Annotated in this window: 12 protein-coding genes; 4 read left to right on the top strand and 8 right to left on the bottom strand. The window is 38.8% G+C overall.

Annotation, left to right across the window (positions count from 1 at the left end; translation table 11 throughout):
- Window positions 1–479: 479 nt before the first annotated feature.
- Window positions 480–1,337: a lytic transglycosylase domain-containing protein gene (locus AC1M84_RS00185; protein WP_481594343.1), complete on the top strand. Its 858-nt coding sequence runs from the start codon at window positions 480–482 to the stop codon at window positions 1,335–1,337.
- A gap of 123 nt (window positions 1,338–1,460) precedes the next feature.
- Window positions 1,461–2,366 carry a protease HtpX gene (gene htpX, locus AC1M84_RS00180; protein ID WP_035266954.1) on the top strand — a complete coding sequence of 302 codons (906 nt, stop codon included), beginning with the start codon at window positions 1,461–1,463 and terminating at the stop codon, window positions 2,364–2,366.
- Window positions 2,367–2,426: 60 nt separating this feature from the next.
- On the opposite strand, the gene AC1M84_RS00175 is transcribed toward htpX, so the two are convergent.
- The 3 genes from AC1M84_RS00175 to AC1M84_RS00165 all read right to left on the bottom strand — a co-directional run bounded on the left by AC1M84_RS00175 (window position 2,427) and on the right by AC1M84_RS00165 (window position 7,646).
- Window positions 2,427–3,002, bottom strand: coding sequence for a DUF4112 domain-containing protein (locus AC1M84_RS00175; RefSeq protein WP_035266953.1), 576 nt, complete (start codon window positions 3,000–3,002; stop codon window positions 2,427–2,429).
- A 40-nt stretch (window positions 3,003–3,042) separates the two neighbouring features.
- The gene (gene mgtE / locus AC1M84_RS00170) at window positions 3,043–4,380 is read right to left on the bottom strand and encodes a magnesium transporter (RefSeq protein ID WP_481593205.1); all 1,338 of its coding nucleotides are present in this window, start codon (window positions 4,378–4,380) and stop codon (window positions 3,043–3,045) included.
- A 158-nt stretch (window positions 4,381–4,538) separates the two neighbouring features.
- On the bottom strand, window positions 4,539–7,646 hold the full coding sequence (locus tag AC1M84_RS00165; RefSeq protein ID WP_481594146.1) for a multidrug efflux RND transporter permease subunit: 3,108 nt from the start codon (window positions 7,644–7,646) through the stop codon (window positions 4,539–4,541).
- Window positions 7,647–7,975: 329 nt separating this feature from the next.
- Here AC1M84_RS00165 and AC1M84_RS00160 point away from each other — a divergent pair, with 329 nt between their 5' ends.
- Window positions 7,976–9,205, top strand: a complete 1,230-nt coding sequence (locus AC1M84_RS00160) for a hypothetical protein (RefSeq protein WP_481588542.1) — start codon at window positions 7,976–7,978, stop codon at window positions 9,203–9,205.
- Between the two features lie 36 nt (window positions 9,206–9,241).
- Here AC1M84_RS00160 and AC1M84_RS00155 read toward each other — a convergent pair whose 3' ends face one another.
- From AC1M84_RS00155 to AC1M84_RS00135, 5 genes are all read right to left on the bottom strand, one after another.
- Window positions 9,242–10,411: a LuxR C-terminal-related transcriptional regulator gene (locus tag AC1M84_RS00155; RefSeq protein ID WP_481588543.1), complete on the bottom strand. Its 1,170-nt coding sequence runs from the start codon at window positions 10,409–10,411 to the stop codon at window positions 9,242–9,244.
- Window positions 10,412–10,560: 149 nt separating this feature from the next.
- Window positions 10,561–12,195: a chaperonin GroEL gene (gene groL / locus AC1M84_RS00150; RefSeq protein WP_035266940.1), complete on the bottom strand. Its 1,635-nt coding sequence runs from the start codon at window positions 12,193–12,195 to the stop codon at window positions 10,561–10,563.
- Window positions 12,196–12,264: 69 nt separating this feature from the next.
- Entirely contained in the window at window positions 12,265–12,555 is a 291-nt protein-coding gene (locus AC1M84_RS00145; protein WP_004810787.1) for a co-chaperone GroES, read from the bottom strand.
- A 169-nt stretch (window positions 12,556–12,724) separates the two neighbouring features.
- Window positions 12,725–13,501: a metallophosphoesterase family protein gene (locus tag AC1M84_RS00140; RefSeq protein WP_180028130.1), complete on the bottom strand. Its 777-nt coding sequence runs from the start codon at window positions 13,499–13,501 to the stop codon at window positions 12,725–12,727.
- The gene (locus AC1M84_RS00135; RefSeq protein WP_180028129.1) at window positions 13,498–14,421 is read right to left on the bottom strand and encodes a diacylglycerol/lipid kinase family protein; all 924 of its coding nucleotides are present in this window, start codon (window positions 14,419–14,421) and stop codon (window positions 13,498–13,500) included. The genes AC1M84_RS00140 and AC1M84_RS00135 overlap by 4 nt, the downstream gene beginning before the upstream one ends.
- Before the next feature lie 407 nt (window positions 14,422–14,828).
- Between AC1M84_RS00135 and AC1M84_RS00130 the strand changes: the two genes are divergently transcribed.
- The gene (locus AC1M84_RS00130; protein ID WP_092765934.1) at window positions 14,829–16,658 is read left to right on the top strand and encodes a phosphoenolpyruvate carboxykinase (GTP); all 1,830 of its coding nucleotides are present in this window, start codon (window positions 14,829–14,831) and stop codon (window positions 16,656–16,658) included.
- The last annotated feature ends 62 nt before the right edge of the window (window positions 16,659–16,720 follow it).

The following is a 16,720-nucleotide window of genomic DNA, read 5'->3' as shown; positions in this document are numbered from 1 at the left end:
TTTAGCCGATTCAGTGCTTAATCGCATCTAAAGAATCTGTTTTTTACATCTAATTTTTATTTTTTCATAACACTGTCTTATTCACACATCTAAAATGGACGCTTGGGTTCATTTTTTAGTCGAATTGCTTATCTTTTGGACTTTTCCACAGTTTTCCACAAAACCTGTGGATAAAATTGTGGACTTTTTAGGGGTTGACAAAGTTTTGGCAAGATAAGATGGTGCTTTCCCTTAGATTGATCATTTTTTAACCACTATTCTATATCCTTAAAATTCAATGACTTATATGTGTCAAGCAGTTGTTTATAAATAAAAATAAATAATTTTTTTGGATATTAAGCCAACAATTAAGACTTGATTTTTTTACAACGAATTGTTAAAAAACATTACATAGTTGAGAGACATCTCCATTGCAGAAAATCACCCACATATCATTTAGGGACAAAAATAGTGTTCGAATGATGAAAACTACAAATAAAATAAAAGTCATAGCGTTATTTGGGTGTGTGAATTTTCTAATATTCTCGCCACAGGCTTCTGCAGGTCAAACAATCTATCAGCTGAAAGATTCAAACGGCACTACCGTACTGACCAACCGCAAAAACAAATACAACCATCTTAAAGTTGAAAAGAAAACCTACTATCCAGATAGCAATATTCATAGTTACAGCAATTGGGGAAGCAACGAAGCATCTGTTCTCCCAAGCCATAGTAAAAATCGAAATGCCTTTGATGGCTATATTCGCCAAGCAGCTCAACGACACGGCATTTCTGAAGGACTCATTAAAGCGGTGATGCACACAGAGTCTGGTTTTAATATACATGCACGTTCCCCTGTTGGTGCTCAGGGTCTTATGCAATTGATGCCTGCGACTGCACAACGATTTAATGTCAATAATGCATATGATCCTGAACAAAATATTTTCGCTGGTGCAAAATATTTGGCTTGGTTATTGAAACGCTTTAATGGCAATACGCAATTGGCATTAGCGGGTTATAATGCTGGCGAAGGAAATGTTGCTAAATATGGTGGAATTCCGCCCTTTCGCGAAACTCAAGACTATGTCAGACGTGTACTCAGTCGTTACAATAATTTATACGCCAATGGTGTAGGCTCAAATCCAACCAATAGTTATTCAGCATCGGTATCTTCTAAGTTAAGTTCACCGAGCTATAACAATCAGAATTTATCAGTTCAAGTGACTGCACCAGCTAAACCAAAGTCACCTCCTCGCCAAATTATTGTGGCCGCTGATGGCAGTTTTACTGACGCACCAGCTGGTTCATATTCTACAAATAATGCCACAGCATCAGCGAAAATCTATATTTCGAATTAATATCAATTTTTTCGTTATATTTTTTATTTTTTTCTTGAAATTTTCCCTATTCGAAAGCATATTTGACGTAGGTTTTTTAATTCAAAAAGCTTATTAAATTTTATTTATAAGAGGATTTTCTCGATGATGCGGATTGGTTTGTTTTTGCTGACCAACCTCGCGGTACTGGTGGTAGCTGGCATAATCTTGTCACTCTTCGGTGTCGGTAGTTACCATGGCGCGGGTGGCTTGAATCTTGGCAATTTACTTGTGATCTGTTTTGTCTTTGGTATGGTGGGTTCTTTAATCTCCCTATTCATGTCAAAGTGGATTGCAAAGAAAACCACAGGTACAGAGTTAATTGATCCCAATGCTCCACGCAACCAAGCGGAAGCATGGTTACTCAATGAAGTGGCACAACTTTCTCAACGTGCTGGTATTAAAATGCCAGAAGTTGGTATTTTCCCATCTTATCAATCAAATGCTTTCGCAACTGGTTGGAACAAAAACGATGCTTTAGTCGCTGTTTCAACAGGCTTATTGGAACGCATGAATAAAGATGAATTACGTGCAGTGTTGGCGCATGAAATTGGTCACGTTGCAAATGGTGACATGGTCACCCTTGCTTTAGTGCAAGGTGTAGTCAACGCGTTTGTGATGTTCTTCGCGCGTATCGTCGGCGACTTTGTAGATCGCAACGTATTTGGTCGAGAAGAAGGTGAAGCACCGGGCTGGAGCTATTTCCTCATTACAATCGTGTTAGATATCGTATTCGGTATTCTTGCTTCGGCAATTGTCATGTGGTTCTCTCGCTATCGTGAATATCGTGCTGATGAGGCTGGCGCGCGTTTAGCAGGTAAACAAGCCATGATCAGTGCATTACTTCGCTTGCAAGCAGAAACTGAAATGCCAGATCAAATGCCTAAAGAAATGAAAGCGTTCTCAATTTCATCAGGTCGTGAAGAAGGATTCAGCCTTGCTGCACTCTTCCAAACACACCCAACAATTGAGCAACGTGTAGCAGCATTACAACAACTTGATTGTCCTTAATCGGCATCTAAAAAAAGCCTCCATACGGAGGCTTTTTTAATGGACTCAATCTATAAGACTTTAAATAGATTGAAACCATTGCCATAAGAACGTGACACCAAACCATAAGGCAACACCAAAAATAATTAAAAACAGAAGACCCAGTAAATCAGGAATATGAATCCAAATCCATGCCACGACAGGATTTCGCCAGAAGGCAGAGTTCTGCTGTTTACGCTCTAAGTTTTCATGTAAAAATGGGTGTACCACATGATGGTCTGAATGAATCTGATACTCTTCACGAATATGATCATGAACCACATCTAAAGCCTTGCGACTCGGTCGAATAAACACATCAAAGAGTGTACCTGCAACAGGGATTAAACCTACTACACCATCCATCACAGCAAGTTTAAGCACGCCATTCAATTTAGATTGGGGCACACCGATTTTTCGAGCTTGTAATACTGCATAACACGTAAGTACAAATCCAGCTACGTCACCCGCCACAGGAATCGTACTCAATGCTGCATCAGCCCCTACCCCTTGTTTAGTGAATGGAATTCTTACGACGGAATCCATCATGTTTGCGAACTTGGCAAGATCGCGTTCCATTTTGATGACTTCAGCTTGGGTTAATTTATTTTTATTTGTCATTTAAGCAACATCCTGCAAAGATACTCCATCAGTCATAGCCTTAGAATAAGAGTTGTGAAGCAATAAATAAATAGACCAATACACCAGTTGCATCACATATTGAAGTGACCAAGGGTGCAGATGCGCTTGCGGGATCGAGTCCTAGTTTATTGAGTACAAATGGTAAACTCATCCCGATCAGACAGCCCATCATGACAATACCCATCATACTGATCGCAAGCACTAAAGCGACCATCATATCTCCACGGATATAGCCAAGAATTGAAACAGCTGCAGCCATCGTTGTACCCAAACATAGAGCAACCATCGCTTCACGACCAAGCAACACAAACCAATCCTTGGCTTTTACATCGCCAGTTGCGATTGCTCGAACCATCAAGGTTGCAGATTGGGAGCCTGCGTTACCACCACTCCCAACCAATAGCGGTAAAAAGAAAACCAAAACAATATGCGCAGCAATGATGTCTTCATAATGGGCGATCCCAATACTCGAAAGTAGGCTGCCAAAGACCAGAAACACTAGCCAAAAAACACGTTGTCTAAATAACAATAATATTGGTGCTGAACGAATACTGATATTTTCTTTAAGCTCTACCGCCCCACTTTTCAAAAAGTCCTCGGTAAATTCTTCTTGGAATACATCCATAGCATCATCATAAGTGACGATACCGAGTAGATGATCATCATGATCTAAAATGGGTAAGGCGATAAAATCATAGTGGCTTAATTTTTTTGCCACTGATTCCTGATCCTCATCTACCCGTCCGTAAATGACCTCAGTGGTCATGACTTCTTGGACTGTTTTATCCAAAGGTGCTTGCACAATTTCTCGAAGAGAAATTACACCCTCAAGTTTCTGAAATTGATTGGTAATATAGATCAGATATAAGGTTTCAGTATCTTTGGCGGAATGACGCAAAATCTCTAAAGCTTGTTGCATTGAGATGTCTGATGGCAAAGTGACATAATCAGATGTCATGATCGCACCAGCCGTTTCCTCAGCATACAGTGCCAAAGATTGAACTTGCTGCTTTGTTTCTCGATCTAAATTCGCAAAAACAAATGTTTTTATTTGATCCGGTAAAGCTTTGTACAAATCAGTTCGAGCATCTGAATGCATTGAACGAATTAACTGGACTGTACTTTTACCGTCCATTTTTTTAACCAACTGTACTTGATGATTGAGTGGCAAAAACTCAAATACATATGCTGCGTTTTCTAAATGGTGGATAAGTTGTATTTGTTGATCAATTTCTAATTGCTGTAAATACAAAGCCAAATCTGCAGGATTAATCGTATCCGCAATATGATCAATCTGAGCGACATCAGAATTGATCAATGCTTGTTGTAATGCTTCAATTTTATGATCTTGTTTAATTTGATCCATAATCGCTTCATTTATTATCGTTTAGAATTACGCAAGGCATGCTAACACTAATTGAAAATGTTAGTGCGTATTGATCTTGTCAAAAACTGATATTTAAAAATGGATTAAATCAACCGCAGTACCATACTCTTTATACTGCGGATACCACATTAAGTTTCAGATGCTGATTTTGATTTATATTTAAAAATATTCCGAACGATAACAAACATAAAGGGAATAAAGGCTAGAACTAAAATTGTGCCGAAAATTACCCCACCAAGGACACTGACACCAATTTCTTGACGACTGGCAGCACCCGCACCTGAAGCAAATACCAAAGGTATAACCCCTGCACCAAAAGCAAGCGAGGTCATTAAAATTGGACGTAAGCGCAAACTTGCACCTTGTAAAGCAGCAGCAATCGCGTTAGCTCCACGCTCCTGAGCCATTGCCGCAAATTCAACAATTAAGATGGCATTTTTACATGACAACCCAATCGTCGTAAGTAACGCAATTTGGAAGTAAATATCGTTTGGAAATCCGACCAACCAACTAAAAATAATATTACCGCCAATACCCAATGGAATAGCAGCAATCACAACAGAAGGTATCGACCAACTTTCATATAAGGCAGCTAAACATAGAAAGATAAAGCCAACAGAGATGAGATAAAGCCAAATGGCTTGTGTACTCGATTGTTGCTCTTGAAACGATAATCCACTCCACGCTAGCCCAACCCCGTCCAATTGATCAACCATAGACTTGATATCACGCATTGCAGCACCACTGCTCACATTTTTTGCAGTGTCTGCTTCCATTTGTAGCGCGGAATAACCTTGGAAACGAGTCACCACATCAGGGCCTCCATCCCAATCCACAGTGGCAAAATTACCAAATGAAATCATTTGATTTTGATTATTTCGTACAGACCACAAATTGAGATCTTCAGGCTTTGAACGATACTCGGCATCCCCCTGCATCATGACGCGTTTAATACGTCCGCGATCAATAAAGTCGTTCACATAAGAACCACCCCAAGCTGCAGCCAAAGTGCTATTAATCGCAGATTGTGAAAGACCATTCGCCATCACTAATTTTTGATTGATATTCACTTTCAATTTGGCTTTATCTGGATTAGAGCGTTTGCCCAAATTTTCAAAAGTCGTGAAGTTGATTGCCTGTCGTTCTAGCGCTTGAAATTGATCTTCTAAATACTGTCGTCCTTGTCCATTTAAATCTTGCAGCCAAAACTCGATGCCGTTTGTATCGCCAAGACCACTTACAGAACCTGGCAAACTCACCATAATCCGAGCGCGACTGTCTTTTCTAAAGAACTCCATCGCTCGTTCACGAATGGATTGTGCAGAGTTTGCCTCACCTGGACGATCATCCCAATGATGTAATGCTACAAATCCTGTTCCTAAATTTTGACCCGTTCCTGAAAAATTTCGTCCATAACGAATTTGAACCAACCTAACATTCTGTTTTTCTTGTTCAAGAAAATACTCTCGAATACTTTCACCAACAAGCTGACTTTCTGTCATAGGTGCGCCTTCAGGTAAACTGAATTGGACACTGATAAAACCTTGATCTTCACTTGGAATAAAGCTGGTTGGAAGCGACTTATAAAACAAAGCAAAAATCACAATTAACCCAGAAAAACTGGTTAAAACGATCCATTTTAGTGACAGGCTTTTTTCAATCCACTTTAGATAATGCAATCGTAATGATTCCATTTTTGTATTAAACCATGTCGCCCATTTTGCTTCTTGTTGTTTAGGTTTAAGAATAATCGCACACAATGCTGGTGTGAGAATTAACGCGACCAACAATGACAGTGACATGGCTGCAATCAAGGTAATTGAAAACTGACGGTATATAACTCCTGTCGATCCTGTAAAAAAAGCCATCGGAATAAATACTGCAGTTAGCACCACTGTAATTCCAATTAAAGCCCCCGTCATCTCTTGCATAGATAAGATAGACGCTTGCTTTGCAGATAGCCCCTTTTCATGCATCAAACGTTCGACATTTTCGACCACCACAATTGCATCATCTACAAGTAATCCAATCGCAAGAACTAATGCAAAAAGTGTCAATGTATTGATGGTCATTCCGAGCGCAAATAAGACGGCGAAAGTGCCCAAAATAACAATTGGAACCGTGACCGTTGGAATAAGTGTTGCGCGCCAGCTTTGTAAAAAGATAAACATGACCAACACGACCAAGATAATGGCTTCAACTAAGGTCTTTACAACTTCTTTAATGGACTCTTGAACAAACGGCGTGTTATCTCGTGGGTAGACAATTTGATAGCCTTCAGGAAGTTTTTTCTTAATGTCCTCAAGTACTTCTTTAATTTTAGCTGAGGTTGCAAGAGCATTTGCACCAGATGACATTGAAACAGCCAAGCCTGCTGAAGGTGATCCATTAATGGTATTAAAAGCTTGATAATTTTCAGCACCTAACTCAATGCGTGCTACATCTTTTAAATAAATAAAACTTCCATCAGGGGTCGCTTTGACAATGATATTTTTAAATTCATCGACTGTTCTTAGTCGTGATCCAGCGGTAACTTTTGCATTAAGATACTGGTCTGCTACTGTCGGTAAATCTCCGATTCCACCTGCAGCAACTTGTGTATTTTGTGCTTCAATTGCGGCACGAATATCACTAGGCATCAACTGATATTGTTTCAATAAGTTCGGATCTAGCCAAATACGCATGGCATATTGAGAACCAAAGACATCAACCTCACCAACACCTTCTACACGCGCAATTTCTGGTTCAATGTGATCAGCCAAATAATCTGACAACGCAATATTATTACTTTGGTTCGTAGTGTCATATAACCCCACCACCATAAAGGTGTCACCTAAGGATTTATAGACATTGACCCCTTGACGCTGCACGTCTTCAGGCAAACGATTGATCACCCCATTAATGCTATTTTGAACTTGGACTTGTGCTGTGTCTGGATCAGTTCCGTTTTCAAAACTTAAACTAATTCGACTATTCCCAGATGCATTACTGGTAGAGCTAAAATAAAGTAAGTTATCAATTCCTTTAATTTGTTGTTCTATGACCTGTGTGACACTTTCCTCAACTGTTTCGGCATCAGCTCCTGTGTAAGTTGCTGATACAGTAATTCTTGGCGGAGCAATATCAGGATAGCGTTCTACCGGTAAGCTCATCACCGCAAATATACCAATTGCCATGACAATAATCGCAAGTACGCCAGCAAAAATAGGTCGTTCAATAAAGAACTTAGATAACATAGTCGTTAAGCCGTCAAAAGAATTCTAGAAAGTGTTTTCATTAAAATATATAAAAATTTAATTGATATTCAGTGACTATGAATAAAAAAACAAGAACTAATAACAGAAACGATCAACATTGATCGAATTAAGAAGAAAATATGAAGCCCTCACCTATGAACCGCTTATCTGATCTTTCAAAAAAAAATATGCGCAATTTCTCAAAAGTAAAAAATTTCTAAAATTACGCAGCATTAATGCCATCACCCCCTCCCAATTTGAGGATAGTCATATTCAATTTTTTAAAACTATATTCGAGGTACAAAAATACGAATGATTTGGGGGAAATGATGAAAAAAGCTCTTATAACACTGGCGCTCAGTACCTGTTTAGCAGCTTGTGGTGGTTCGGATAAATCCGCAAAAAATGATGATCAGATTAAAATAGGAATACTGACTGACAGCCCAGTAGCAGGTGCGACATATATCGTGAATGGCAATAATGACAATGCGAAGAAGACCAATGCAAATGGGGAGTTTGAATATCGAGATGGAGATGTCATTACATTTAAAATTGGTGATATCGAAATTGGTACCGTACAAGGTTTAGCTCGTGTGACACCAAATGAACTCGTGAATGAAGATTTAAATGCAGATGAACGTAACAAGAGAATTATCAATCTACTGATTTTTTTACAATCATTGGATATCGATGAGGATAAAGAGACCATACAAATCCCAGATGATGTTTCAAATTTCTCGCCAACATCGATTGATTTCAGCAATGCGACAAGTGATTTTAGAGAGCGACTTCAAGGTCAAATTATCAATATTCCTGAAATTGCCTCCAATATAGTAGTCAGTGAAGAGCAAGCTAAAGAACATTTTAGCAGCTCACTGCTCAAAGATATTCAAGGCGTATGGTATGCAAAAAATGATGAGTCTGAAATTGTGTTATTTATTGGAGAGAATGGCGAATATATGCTCGGTGAACCAATCCCGAACGAGCCTAATAGTTCTTCAAATGGCATGGAATACGCCAAAATAAATCTAGATGCCCTAAGTGGAAGTTTATACGCTTCTTCAATAAATATTACTACGCCTGTGATTGATACCAATGAAGATTGGGGACTTCTCGATCATGGGGAATCGCGTTCAATGAAACTATCTTTTGATGGTTCTATACTTAAGATTTCTGAAGCTGAAAATCCTGATGAAAGTGCAGAGTTTACGCGAGTTCCTCGAAATAATAGTGGAATTGTAGGCGCATGGCAGTCCTCAAGTGGTAAACAAATTTTCGTATTTAATTCTAATAACACTTTTATTATGGTTGATGCTGTTGGCGATGATCAACCAGATCCATATGACGGACCTTGTGGTGGCCCTGGTATTGAGTATGGTCGTTATCAATTACGCGACAACAAGCTCTTTGTTACCACGCCCCTCAGCATTGATACAAATGGTTGTGCTGGATTATCCAATACAGACGCGCATTTAGGCTTACCATTACAAATTTCTACTCAAAGTTTAAGCTTTACCGTAGCAGATGAAGGCACATTTACACTGACCAGAATGAATTAATTTTATCCCCCCTTCAACATCTTCGTTAAAGGGGGATTATTCAATATGCTGAAAAGCATCAATAAATTCGATCAAAATCCGCATCATTTCAGCTTGTGAGGAGCATCCTAACTTCTGATAAATCGTTTTCAGATATGTCCGCAGTGAACTCAGCGTAATCCCACATTTCAAAGCAATATTTTCAAGATGCTGATCGTCCATAAAATGCTGACAAATTTCAATTTCTCGAGCTGTCAGTTGGAATGTTGACTTCAGTAATATTTTAGACAAGCGTTTTCGATCCTGCATTTTTGATAAGAATAATGCAACTTGATTATTGTCTAAGATCATTGAATCTGACAGCACCTTAAGTGGTGAGACTGTGATTAAGTAAGCAGATTGATGTCGATCGCTATATAACTGCATTGCACCCCCAACTTCTTCTTGATCATGCCTCTCTAATGAATAACGCTCATTCTTTTTGAATGTGCTCTGCACCAATTTTTTTAATTGAGCATTATAAGGCTCGATTATTTTTAATCTGTTATGCAAATCTATTTCAATCATACTCGTATCATTCAAACAATCCTTCGCATACTGATTCACAAATCTCACTTCTAGATTAGATTGAACGACGAGCACACCCACATTCAACTTATCTAAAATTTCGGTGTAATTACTTCTATCATTTTGAAGAAGCTTAATTTGTCGATGAATTTGAATCGCTCTTCTAAAGTGTTTTGCGAGTCTTTCTAAACTTTGTAATTCAGCAGTATCATAAGCAGCTTCATCTGATGGTCGATGTACCGCAAGCACGCCCCATTTATATTTTCCATACTCTAACAATACCCCACTGAGATAACAGATGTTTGAAGGAACTAAACAATATTCATAAAAGTTCTTCAAATCCTCATTATCTGTTTCAGCATATGATCGACAATCAATTTGATAGGCATGCTCTAATCCATAGGTATTCATTAACTGACCGTGAATACGCATGTCTACGACATCTAAGTTATACGTTTGATAATTTTGAATTCCATCAATCGGGATATTAATGGTGTAAATAAAATTTTGTTCGGGCCGAAGCTGATCAAAGTAAGTAAAGATCGCCGTTGAACTCTGTGTAAATTCCACGACCTGTTTTAAAACATTTTCCCAGTGATGTGGCTTTAAGGCAGCCTCATAAATTTCTTCTATGATTTGATTTTCTTGAACAGTTAACATCATCACCCCCAATCATGGTGTTAATGTTCCATTAGATTAGCGCTCTACTAGGCTTTTATTCAATATTTACAATAGTATTCAAATATTTATCAGACAGATGACAAAAAAATCCCCGCTTAAAGCGGGGATTTTTTAGGCTGTGGGATGAATTACATCATACCGCCCATACCACCCATACCGCCCATGTCAGGCATAGCTGGTTTATCTTCTGGGATCTCTGTAATCATGCACTCAGTTGTTAACATTAAGCCCGCAACAGACGCAGCATGCTCAAGTGCAGAACGAGTAACTTTCGCTGGATCAAGGATACCCATCTCTAGCATATCGCCGTATTCACCAGTCGCAGCGTTATAACCGAAGTTGCCTTCGCCATTTTTAACTGCATTAATCACTACAGATGGTTCATCACCTGCGTTAGATACGATTTGACGAAGTGGCGCTTCAATCGCACGACGAAGGATGTTGATACCTACGTTTTGATCATCGTTAATACCCGTTACACCGTCAAGTGCTTTAGCTGCACGTACTAATGCAACACCACCACCCGCAACAACACCTTCTTCAACAGCAGCACGAGTTGCATGAAGAGCATCGTCTACACGATCTTTCTTCTCTTTCATTTCAACTTCAGTTGCAGCACCGATTTTGATCACTGCTACACCGCCTGCTAATTTAGCAACACGCTCTTGAAGTTTTTCTTTGTCGTATTCTGAAGTTGATTCCTCAATTTGCGCACGAATTTGTTGAACACGCTCAGCAATTTGATTCGCATCGCCTGCACCATCAACAATCACTGTGTTTTCTTTAGATACAGTTACTTTGTGTGCAGTACCTAAATGTTCAAGTGTTGTTTGATCTAACTGCATACCGATTTCTTCAGAAATCACAGTACCACCAGTTAAGATCGCGATATCTTGAAGCATTGCTTTACGACGATCACCGAAGCCTGGTGCTTTAACAGCACATACTTTGATGATGCCACGCATGTTGTTTACAACAAGCGTTGCAAGTGCTTCACCTTCAACATCTTCAGCGATGATTAGAAGTGGTTTACCTGTTTTCGCAACTGCCTCAAGAACAGTAATCAACTCACGGATGTTGCTTACTTTCTTATCAACAAGAAGGATAAATGGGTTTTCCAATTCAGCAGTCAATGTATCTTGTTTGTTTGCGAAGTATGGAGAAATATAACCACGGTCAAACTGCATACCCTCTACAACATCTAGAGAATCTTCAAAGCCTGAACCTTCTTCAACAGTGATTACACCTTCTTTACCCACTTTTTCCATCGCTTGAGCGATCAGTGAACCAACGGTCGTATCAGAGTTCGCAGAAATCGAACCAACTTGTTCAATCGCTTTCGAATCAGATGCTGGTTTAGCCGTTGCTTTAATATCTGCAACAACAGCTTTAACTGCAATATCAATACCGCGTTTCAAGTCCATTGGGTTCATACCCGCAGTTACTGACTTGATCCCTTCGTTCAAAATTGCTTGAGCCAAAACAGTTGCCGTTGTAGTACCGTCACCTGCGATGTCATTTGTTTTAGAAGAAACTTCACGAACAAGTTGAGCACCCATGTTTTCAAACTTGTCTTTTAATGTGATTTCTTTCGCTACAGAAACACCATCTTTAGTGATGTGTGGCGCACCGAATGAACGATCGATAACAACGTTACGGCCTTTAGGACCAAGTGTAACTTTAACCGCATCTGCAAGGATATTCACACCTGCGATCATTTTTGTGCGAGCTGAATCACCAAACTTAACGTCTTTAGCTGACATATTTGACTCCGAATATTATTAAAATTACTAAATCTGATTGATTAAATGAGTAGTATTAAAAAGAATCAATTAGCCTTCTAAAACAGCTAAAATATCTGACTCTTTCATGATTAATAGTTCTTCGCCATCTACTTTCACAGTTGTTCCTGCATAAGTACCAAACAATACCTTGTCACCTACTTTTACATCTAAAGCGCGAACGCCATTGTCAGTGATCTGACCATTACCAACTGCAATAATTTCACCTTGAGCAGGCTTTTCTGCAGCAGAACCTGGCAATAAAATGCCGCCAGCTGTTTTTGTTTCTTCTTCAACACGACGAATTACTACACGGTCATGTAATGGACGAATGTTGCTCATAAAAATACTCCATCAGACTAAGTCTTTTGATTAATAGTCGTGATCTTAATTTCCTTAGATCACCACCAAAATTATTTGATGTCACTTTTGTGGGGATGGAAAAAATTGCTTCAAGGGGAAAATGAAAAAAAATTTAATTTTTTGTATTTTTTTTAGGCATTTCGATAATTTAGCCTTCATTCCGATTTGCAACTAAATAAAATTTCTTGAATCTCGAATCAAAGCGATATTCACGCACCTTCAGTTTTTCATCAATTAGATTAAAACTATTAGAAAAGTCATGATGTAAACGATGTGACGTAGCGGTACCTGCATGAATATCCAATATTGGATGCTGAGCATTAAGTTGGAAAATCTTATTCAGATCATAAACAGCAGATACATGTAAATGACCATGTAGAATTGCATTCAACCCTGAGCTTGCCCATGTCTTTAGGGCTTTTTCAGTATTTTTAGGACGATCTTTAGACATATTTATACCGTGATCACCACTATAGAAAGGTTGATGCGTAAGCAGAATTTTTAATTTATCTTGAGGAGCCAATTTCATTTTTTGATCAATTTCCTGAATTTGAAACTCAGTAATACGACCTTTCGTATGGTACTTAGGATGAATTGTATTGATTCCTATAATATAAAAATGCTCAGTTTCTAAGGTCTGTTCCATTTCACCAAAAAACAACTTATACCGATGAAACGGACTTAAAAATCTGCGCCATAAATGAAACAAAGGAATATCGTGATTACCCGGAATCACAATATAAGGAACATTAAGTTCTTCTAGAAATTTTTTGCAGTGATAAAACTGTGAAAATCTTGCCCTTTGAGTGAGATCACCACTGACCACAACAGCTTCGATCAAATGTTCTGCAACAAAGTGAGCAATTGCATCTAAACAGTCTTGTTGCTCAGTTCCAAAATGCAAATCAGACAAATGTAAAATCATTGTGGCACCATTAAGGTCAGTGCATTTCTTTCAACATGAATATCTAATGGTGAATCCAGTTGAATAATTTCTCCATCGATTGCTACTGTCATTTTTTTTTGATGAGAACGTATTCGCACATGATCCGCACTAAAACTATATACGTCTGCTGCCTGATCTAATTTTCCACGAATGAGTTGGATGAGTGTTTTAAAAATACTCAGCTTATCCGTGCGAGCAAGTACAACTCCCGCAACCCGACCCTCTTCTGCCGTTTTAGCGATATTGAGGTTCATTTCTTTTAATTGAAGTTGGTTATTGCCTAAAAATAATAAAGGAGTTTTAACTGCATAATTCACACCATCCACCTCAATTTCTAACTTTAATTCTTTACGATCACGAATCAACACATCTAAGCCAGAAGTATAGGCATGTAATGGTAGACGCCCTAGTTTTTGGTTATATAACTCTCTTTTTTTAATAAACAATGGATAAAGACCCAAACTCGCATTATTTAGATAAATGGCATCATTAATTTTTGCCACATGTACCGCTTTAGGCTTACCTTCAACCACCAGTTTTGCAGCTTCGAGAATATCTAAAGGAATATTCAAAACTCGTGCAACATAATTGAATGTCCCTAAAGGTAAAATTACCAAAGGGATGGTTTGATGTAATAAATAATTAGCCACAGAATTTAACGTTCCATCCCCGCCAGCAACCACAATCACCCCCTGATTATCGTGATTTAAATGTCGAAGATGAACTTTTTCAATGAGTGCTTGAACACTCATTTCTGATGCAATATCAAAAACTTGTATTTCAAAACCTAGATCTGTCCAGTAATGCATGAGTTGCTCATAAATTTGATCATTATTGGTGGCATGGAATCCAGATTTTTCATTAAAAATCATAGACAAAGGCTTAAGCATTGAATTCATTTTATGGCTTTAAAAATTGAATTACTTTAAAATTTCGTCTATTTACTACTCAATTAAAAGCCAATTTATGTAATTTTTAAATGATGTTCATTTAATTTTTCGATGATGAGAATTGATCTCATAATTTAATTAAGTTTTTATTTTAAATAAATATTTTAACTACAAATACCAAACATAAAATTTAAAAATGAATAAGAAATTACTCATTTTTTAAAAAAATATCAAATAATTACATAAACTTAACACCAAACAAGTCTTAAGCACTATTTAAGCCTTTGGTCTTATTTTTTTTAAGAAAATATGCTTTAATACAGCCACTTTTTTTTCATACTGAATCTAGAGTCTGCAAACCAGCATCTAGATATTATTTGTACACCACATTGTACACTTTTGATATAGGCCTCACCATGACCCAAGTGAACGCACCAGAATTCGTTCGTCACCCTAAGCTTATTGCTTGGGTGGAAGAGATTGCTAAACTAACAAAACCAGCAAAAATTGAATGGTGTGACGGTAGCGCAGAAGAATATCAACGTTATATCGACTTGATGATCGCTAACGGCACAATGCAAGCGCTTAACCAAGAAAAGCACCCTGGTTCATATCTTGCAAACTCTGATCCTTCTGACGTTGCTCGTGTTGAAGACCGTACTTTTATCTGCTCTGAAAACAAAGAAGATGCTGGCGCAACTAACAACTGGGAAGCTCCAGCGGTTATGCGTGAAAAATTAAACGGTTTATTTGACGGTTCTATGAAAGGTCGTACTTTGTACGTTGTACCTTTCTCTATGGGACCTTTAGGTTCTCATATTGCTCACATTGGTATCGAACTTACTGACTCTCCTTATGTTGCAGTCAGCATGTCTAAAATGGCTCGCATGGGTAAAGCTGTTTATGACGTTCTAGGCACTGATGGCGAATTTGTTCCATGTGTACACACTGTAGGTGCACCATTGGAAGAAGGTCAAAAAGACGTTGCTTGGCCTTGCAACAAAGAAAAATACATCGTTCATTATCCAGAAACTCGTGAAATTTGGTCATTTGGTTCTGGTTATGGTGGTAACGCATTGCTTGGTAAAAAATGCTTAGCATTACGTATCGCATCATTCATGGGTCGTCAGCAAGGCTGGTTAGCTGAACACATGCTCATCCTTGGTGTGACAAATCCACAAGGTGAAAAACACTACATCGCAGCTGCATTCCCATCTGCTTGTGGTAAAACAAACTTTGCAATGTTAATTCCACCAACAGGTTATGAAGGTTGGAAGATTGAAACTGTAGGTGACGATATTGCTTGGATCAAACCAGGTGAAGATGGTCGCTTATATGCAATCAATCCTGAAGCAGGTTTCTTCGGTGTAGCTCCTGGCACAAATACAAAGACGAACCCGAACTGTATGGCTACGCTTCATAAAGACGTGATCTATACAAACGTTGCCGTGACTGACAACGGTGAAGTATGGTGGGAAGGTCTTTCTAAAGAAGCACCTGCCAACCTAACGAACTGGAAAGGTCAACCACATACTGGTGAAGAAAAAGCAGCTCATCCAAATGCGCGTTTCACAGTTTCAGCTGGTCAATGCCCTTCTATTGATGCTGACTGGGAAAATCCAGCAGGTGTTCCAATCTCTGCGTTCATCTTTGGTGGTCGCCGTGCGGACACAGTGCCTCTAATTTCAGAAGCATTTGACTGGGTTGACGGTGTTTATAAAGCTGCAACGATGGGTTCTGAAACAACTGCTGCTGCTGTTGGTCAACAAGGTATTGTTCGTCGCGATCCATTTGCGATGCTTCCATTTGCTGGCTACAACATGGCTGACTACTTCACACATTGGTTAGAAATGGGTGAGAAAGTTGGCGAGAAAGCTGCAGCTGCTGGTAACAAGCTTCCTGGTATTTACAACGTGAACTGGTTCCGTCGTGATGCTGAAGGCAACTTTGTATGGCCTGGTTTCGGTCAAAACATGCGTGTTCTTGAGTGGATTATCGATCGCTGTGAAGGTCGTGCTGACGCTGTTGAAACTCCAATTGGTCGTGTTCCAACTTACGAACAGTTGAACTGGACTGGTTCAGACTTTACGAAAGAGCAATTTGACCTTGTGACTTCTCAAGACAAAGAGCAATGGATCAAAGAACTCGAAAGCCACACTGAATTATTCAACAAACTTGGTGATCGTTTACCAGAAGCGTTGAAAAAACGTCAAGCTGAGCTTTTAGAAGCGGTTAAATCTGCTTAAATATGATGAGAAAAAAGGTCACTTCGGTGACCTTTTTTTTACTTCAAACAAACTGAATAAAG

Source organism: Acinetobacter sp. 24-47-66 (assembly GCF_056779755.1).
This window is presented reverse-complemented; position numbering and strand designations above follow the sequence as displayed.